This is a genomic window from Endozoicomonas sp., assembly GCF_051008435.1.
GTDB lineage: Bacteria > Pseudomonadota > Gammaproteobacteria > Pseudomonadales > Endozoicomonadaceae > Endozoicomonas_A.
Window position 1 is genome coordinate 1 of sequence record NZ_JBPCXO010000330.1, and the last position, 6,217, is coordinate 6,217.

Here is a 6,217-nt window from a genome sequence, read left to right on the forward strand (position 1 = left end):
GCTCTATCCTTTGCTGTTCTCGGGATCAAAGTCAGTAAGGATAGACAAAAGAAAATGACGGGTATTTCCCATAGGTTGGAGGGCTGCACTGGGCAAAAAGTCGCCGCGAAGCGGCCTACCTTGATAAGGTTGGCCTTCAGCCCGAGCCATTGCGGTATGAGCACCCATATAGGCAATCGTGCCTACGAACGACATTGTCATGGTATCAGAGCTATCGATCTCTCTGACCAGTCCCAGGTCTGAGAGAAACAGCCGGATGTCATCACTTCTTCGATGAACAAGAAAGTTTAACGGTTTGATGTCACGGTGAACGACCTGATTCAAGTGGAGGTAGGCCGCTGCGTCAATGATCTGGAATGCCAGGCTTGCCAGATTCTGACTGACCAGATCAAAGTGGTTGGCAATAAAGTCATTGAGGTCTCCGTCTCTCATAACGGGCATCAGCTGGTAAAGTTTGTGTTGATCACTCCATTGCTCCAGGAGAGGCATGACTCTCTCAGACCCCAGTTTGTTTTGCTGAATAATGGACATGAGCCGGGCTGAGGATTGACGAACAAAGTCGTTGTATTCGATCTCTTTCAAGGCAAAGGACTCCTGGCCGTCAGAGACTTCCCAGACTGAACCTTCTCCCCCTCTACCGAGTAACCTGATGATGCGAAAGCGTCTATTGCTGACTGGGCTGGAAAAATCAAAAGTGGGAGCAAGACATCTTGCCAGACAATTGACGAGGTCATCGTCTGAGCACTGAACCGGTGCAGCCAGGTGCTCACCTCGGGAAATAAGCTGGTTTAAAGTGGTTCTCTCAGCCACTGTTGCTGTACCGGAAAACTCCTTAAGAGCAAGGTTTGCCTGAGTTTGGGTGAGGTGACCGTTATGGGGGAAAAGCCTTGCTACAGAATCCAGTCCTTTCATATTTATTCGCTTAAAAACGCCACTGTCCGCAGCAGCCTGAATGGATCGTAAACTCTCAAGGGGAGAGTCTGAGTGTGCAATGAACAGAGCTCTATGACTGAAGCGATTAATCATATGAGCCAGAAGTTCAAGATCTCTCTGTGGCAGACCCCCTTGGTACCAGAGGAAACGGAACAGGTAGGAGGTGATACCCGGATAAGAAGGCGTAGATACCCGGTTCGCCAGATCAAGGTACAGTGGGCTGCGAATTTCAGGCAGTTGGGCAAAAGGTGAGTTTTCTCTAAAAAGGCTACCAGTATGCTGCAAGCGGGTGGAAGGGTACTGTCGTAAGCGGCTGGCCGCTTGCCCAAATTGGTACAGAGTGCTCTGGCTGTAGGCATGAGCAAGAATGTTAAGGCGTCGGGATTGTGCTGTCAGCGCTCGGGAATCCCTAGGCTGCGAGTCCAGCGACATTCTTGTCTGTCCATCAATCAATCGACTGGCACCTTCAATCAAAGCAAAGTGATCCGCATCAGCTAATTGTTCCCGGGTATCGTTTAGAGCCGTCAATGCGACACAAACAGGTATCGGTTCCTGGGTATAGTGAACGTTGATTTCAAATTGCCCGGGATCTGAAACCCTGCTGGAAGGTGCGCTGATACTGTAGCCGTTCTTGCGTCCAGTCAGAAGGTTATTGTCAGAGATAATGTAGAAGGGGCCATTAAAGACCAGAGTGACGCTGATGGCCCGGCCACCCTGAAGGTTGACGGGAAACAGGCAAATAACCATATCCGGGTCGGATTGTTTGTCAAAGCCAAGGTATCCTGCTTTGGCCATAGGTATTGAAAGCAGGCACACCAAGGACAAAATAAAAATAACAATAGGAATTAATATTCTCGAAATCACCAGTTGGGCGTTCATGGCGAATCTATGGCCTGCTTTACCTTTTACTTCAGTGGCCTGTCAGGGTAGCAGATATTCTTAACCTGTCATTGTCAACGCCATTAATGTCCCTTATTACCACTATTGATATTTTTGCCAGCCACGATTGGCCGCTTTTGTAATTGTCTGCTTCGCTCCTGCCCGTAAAATGTTAACTGATCTATGCCTATAGCGTTTATGGCTTATAAAGAACAGAAGAAGCTTCCGGCTCAACAGCCTGGAATGGAAGCGGAAAAACATCTGGCCTGATCGACAGGCGGAGACAGTAAGCATGACTGATCAGAATAACAATAAAGCACTGGAAGCCCGGATGGCCGAAACCATCGGCGTGAGGGTAGGCCCTCATAGAAGCTGGGATCCGGTCAATCAGCCCATGATCCGTCACTGGGCTCAGGCCATGGGTGATCAGAACCCCATGTACACCGATTCAGAATACGCTGCAAAAAGTTCTGAAGGTTCAACCATTGCGCCTCCTACCATGCTTCAGGCCTGGACCATGAGAGGCGTAACAGGTCAGCATGCTCCGGGAACCCGAGAGCGTACTGCTGAGCAACCCTATGCACTGAATATTCTCGATGAATATGGTTTCGTGGGTGTAGTGGCTGTTAACTGTGACCAGGAATATTTCCGTAATATCAAACCCGGTGATGACATTTCCCATTACATGGAAATCGAGTCTATTTCCGAGAAAAAAGATACAGCTCTGGGTACTGGGTATTTTGTCACTGAACTGTGGACATTTGTTGACCAGAATGAAGAAAAAGTGGGTGAGATGCGTTTTCGTCTGCTCAAATTCATTCCACCCAAGAGTGAGAACAAGCCTGAGTCTGCCGGCCCCGGTTCTGCCAAACCTAAAAAGGCCGTTAGACCACGTCCAGGTATCAACCGCGACAACCGTTTCTTCTGGGAAGGGTTGAAAGAAGGCAAGTTGTTGATTCAACGCTGCAAGTCCTGCGAAACCCTCAGACACCCTCCTTCACCCATGTGCCCAAGCTGCCGCTCGCTGGAGCGTGATGCGGTTGAAGCCAGTGGTAAAGGTGTGATTCACAGCTTTGTGAACCTGCATCACCCCGCTCTGCCTGCCTTTGATGAACCGAATCCGATTGCTCTCGTTGAGCTGGAAGAAGGAACTCGTCTGGTAGCCGGACTGGTCGGTATAGAGCCTGAAGACGTGAAGATTGGAATGGCGGTTCAGGCAGAAATCACTCAGTGCGATGAAGAATTGACACTGGCCCTGTTCAGACCTGTTGAAGCATAAGGAAACCTTAAAGGAGCGAGGATATGGAATTTTCATTGACTGAAGATCAGCTGGCTATCAAAGACCTGAGCGCACAGGTTCTGGCCGATTTGTCCACCGATGAGCGACTGAAGTCGTTGGCAGAAAAAGGTGAAGTTTACGACAAGGATCTCTGGCAGCAGTTTGCCGAGTCCGGACTGCTGGGTATGGCGGTTCCCGAAAGTTATGGCGGCAGTGGTTTTGGTCTGGTAGAAATTTGTCTGATGCTGGAAGAGCAGGGTCGCTATGTGGCAGCTCTGCCATTACTGCCCAGCCTGGCCCTGGCAGGACTGACGCTGGCGGAATACGGATCCGAAGAACAGAAGACTCAGTATCTGACGGCTCTGGCAACCGGTGAAAGTATTCTGACCGCTGCACTGGCTGAGGAAGGTCTCAGTAATCCTCATAAAACGGTGCTGAGTGCAGAAAAAAACGGTGATCATTACGTTCTGAATGGTACCCGAGTTTGTGTCCCCTACGCCAAAGAATCGGCTGTGGTTCTGGTGCCTGCGACTCAGGAAGAGGGTAGAACCCTGATTTTCCTGGTGACACCGGAAGCGGAAGGTGTGGAACTCGAATTCCAGGAAAGCACTAACGGTGAACCGCTGTATACCATGACACTGTCGAATGTCAGCTTGTCTCAGGCCAATGTACTGGTTGGAGCTGATAAAGGTGAAGAAGCCTACAAATTTATGGTCGACCGGGGTAATGTCTGTCTGGCAGCAACCCAGGTAGGTATTGCAGAAGAAGCTTTAAAAAGAACGGTAGAATACACGACCGATCGAAAGCAGTTTGGCAAATCGATTTCCCAGTTCCAGGGAACCACCCTGAGATGTGCTGATGCCTACATAGATATTGAGGGCATGCGCTCAACCTATTGGCAGGCGGTCTGGAAGCTGAATGAAAATATGCCAGCAGAAGCCGAAGTCAGAACAGCCAAATATTGGGCCTGTATTGCGGGTAGTCGAGTGGTACACACTGCCCAGCATTTGCATGGTGGCATTGGTGCAGATATTGATTATCCACTGCATCGTTACTTCCTGTGGGCTAAGCGCAATGAGCTGAACCTGGGGGGAGGCAGTCTTCAACTGGCCAAACTGGGTGCTCGACTGGCGGACAAAGAATCTGTGGTGAATGTATTATGAGCCAACAATCTATGAGCTACGGGCGTACTTTAAATCAAGCAGCGAATCGAGTGAGTTTTGACCAGGTAGAAGTCGGGCAGAAACTGCCCGAACTGGTGATTGACGTGACTGCAGAACAGATTGTTGCAGGCGCAATGGCGTCCCGTGACTATCAGGATGTTCATCATGATAAAGATAAGGCCCAGGCTTTGGGGTCTCCTGATATTTTCATGAATATTTTGACCACTAATGGTCTGGTTGGACGCTTTGTCACAGACTGGACTGGACCCCAGGGCATGCTGAAAAAGGTCAATATTAAACTGGGGGCTCCTAATTACCCCGGTGATAGCATGCGACTGGTCGGCAAAGTGACTGAAAAACAACAAAAAGACGACCAGAACCTGGTTGAAGTAGCGGTAACCGGAAAGAACAGTATGGGCAGCCACGTAACCGGCACCGTACTGGTTGCTTTACCACTGGCATAAGGCGGGAGTGAAAGAATGTCTAACAGAACGCTGAGCGGCCAGGCGGCTATTGTCGGTATTGGAGCTACAGAATTTTCCAAGAACTCAGGCCGCAGTGAAATGCAGCTGGCGGTTGAGTGTGTGACCCAGGCGCTGGCCGATGCGGGTATTGATCCTTCGGAAGTCGATGGTATCTCTACTTTTACCATGGACAACAATCCTGAAATTGAAGTATTCAGGGAGATTGGTGGTAAAGAACTGAAAATGTTCAGCCGTATTCATTACGGTGGCGGTGCCGCATGCGGTACCGTTCAGCAGGCGGCCATGGCAGTGGCCACCGGCGTCTGTGAAGTGGTTGTCGTTTATCGTGCCATGAACGAGCGCTCGGAATATCGTTTTGGTGCCGGCATGCAGGATACTGCAGCGGAACCGGATTTTGAAACCGCTCATTATGGTTGGTACATTCCTCATGGATTGGTTACGCCAGCTTCATGGGTGGCCATGAATGCTCAGCGTTATTTGCATGAAACCGGTGCTACTTCAGAAGACTTTGGTCGTGTGGCTGTGGCGGCTCGAAAGTTTGCTGCGACAAACCCGAATGCCTGGTTCTATGAGCAACCGATTACTCTGGAAGATCATCAGAATTCACGCTGGATTGCCGAGCCTTTGCGTTTACTCGATTGTTGTCAGGAGAGTGATGGTGGCGTAGCGCTGGTCATCACTTCAGCTGAGCGAGCTAAAAAGCTGAATAAAGAACCCGCTTTGATTAAAGGTGCGGCACAGGGAGCCTGTGACGATCCTCAGATGATGACTCACTTCTATCGTGACGATATTACCCGTTTGTCAGAAGTAGGCCTGGTTGCCAAGCAGCTGTATAAGCAGGCAGGTTTGACACCGGATGATATTCAGTCAGCCATTATCTATGACCATTTCACGCCTTTCGTACTGACTCAGTTAGAAGAATTTGGTTTTGCCGATAAAGGTAAGGCAAAAGACTTCGTGCGTAACGGTGAAATAGAAATGGGTGGTCGCCTGCCTATTAATATGCACGGTGGTCAGCTGGGCGAAGCCTATATTCACGGCATGAACGGTATTGCCGAAGGTGTACGTCAGATTCGTGGCGAAGCGGTTAACCAGGTAGAAAAGGTGGAGAATATGATTGTTTCCGCCGGAACCGGTGTTCCCACCAGTGGGCTTATTCTGGGTAAGGGATAAGTGTCTGAGAGAGCCAGTTTTCACTGACTCTCTCTTTTTATGGAGCTTCTTTGCGATCGTACTCAAGCAAATTGTATTTTTAATCTGCCTTTTCTTTTCGGTCAATAGTAACGGTGTGATGTTAGTATGCGTTCAGTTCTATACCGCTGCCGATATCAGACTCTGAGTGTTTCAAGTGGCCTTAAGTCCCGCTTAACGATCTGAAGAAGTAAGACAGAATGAACTGAAAGGAGCGCCCTCTGTGCTGTTCAGGCAAAATACCTGTATTAATAACAATGCACTTGCAAGGTGCTACACAGGGACGC

General features: G+C 49.5%; 5 protein-coding genes. 4 read left to right on the forward strand and 1 reads right to left on the reverse strand.

The features are described 5' to 3' along the window. Nucleotides 1–3 precede the first annotated feature (3 nt). Complete coding sequence (locus ACR2PX_RS16655; RefSeq protein ID WP_434000483.1) at nt 4–1,728, reverse strand: protein kinase domain-containing protein; 1,725 nt, start codon at nt 1,726–1,728, stop codon at nt 4–6. A gap of 376 nt (nt 1,729–2,104) precedes the next feature. On the opposite strand from ACR2PX_RS16655, the gene ACR2PX_RS16660 reads away from it, so the two are divergent. The 4 genes from ACR2PX_RS16660 to ACR2PX_RS16675 are packed head-to-tail and all read left to right on the forward strand — an operon-like array spanning nt 2,105 to nt 5,912. Next, nucleotides 2,105–3,091, forward strand: coding sequence for an OB-fold domain-containing protein (locus ACR2PX_RS16660; protein ID WP_434000484.1), 987 nt, complete (start codon nt 2,105–2,107; stop codon nt 3,089–3,091). 23 nt (nt 3,092–3,114) lie between these two features. After that, nucleotides 3,115–4,254, forward strand: coding sequence for an acyl-CoA dehydrogenase family protein (locus ACR2PX_RS16665; RefSeq protein ID WP_434000485.1), 1,140 nt, complete (start codon nt 3,115–3,117; stop codon nt 4,252–4,254). Next, on the forward strand, nt 4,251–4,718 hold the full coding sequence (locus ACR2PX_RS16670) for a MaoC family dehydratase (protein WP_434000486.1): 468 nt from the start codon (nt 4,251–4,253) through the stop codon (nt 4,716–4,718). Before ACR2PX_RS16665 ends, ACR2PX_RS16670 begins: the two co-directional genes overlap by 4 nt. 15 nt (nt 4,719–4,733) lie before the next feature. Next, on the forward strand, nt 4,734–5,912 hold the full coding sequence (locus tag ACR2PX_RS16675; RefSeq protein WP_434000487.1) for a lipid-transfer protein: 1,179 nt from the start codon (nt 4,734–4,736) through the stop codon (nt 5,910–5,912). The last annotated feature ends 305 nt before the right edge of the window (nt 5,913–6,217 follow it).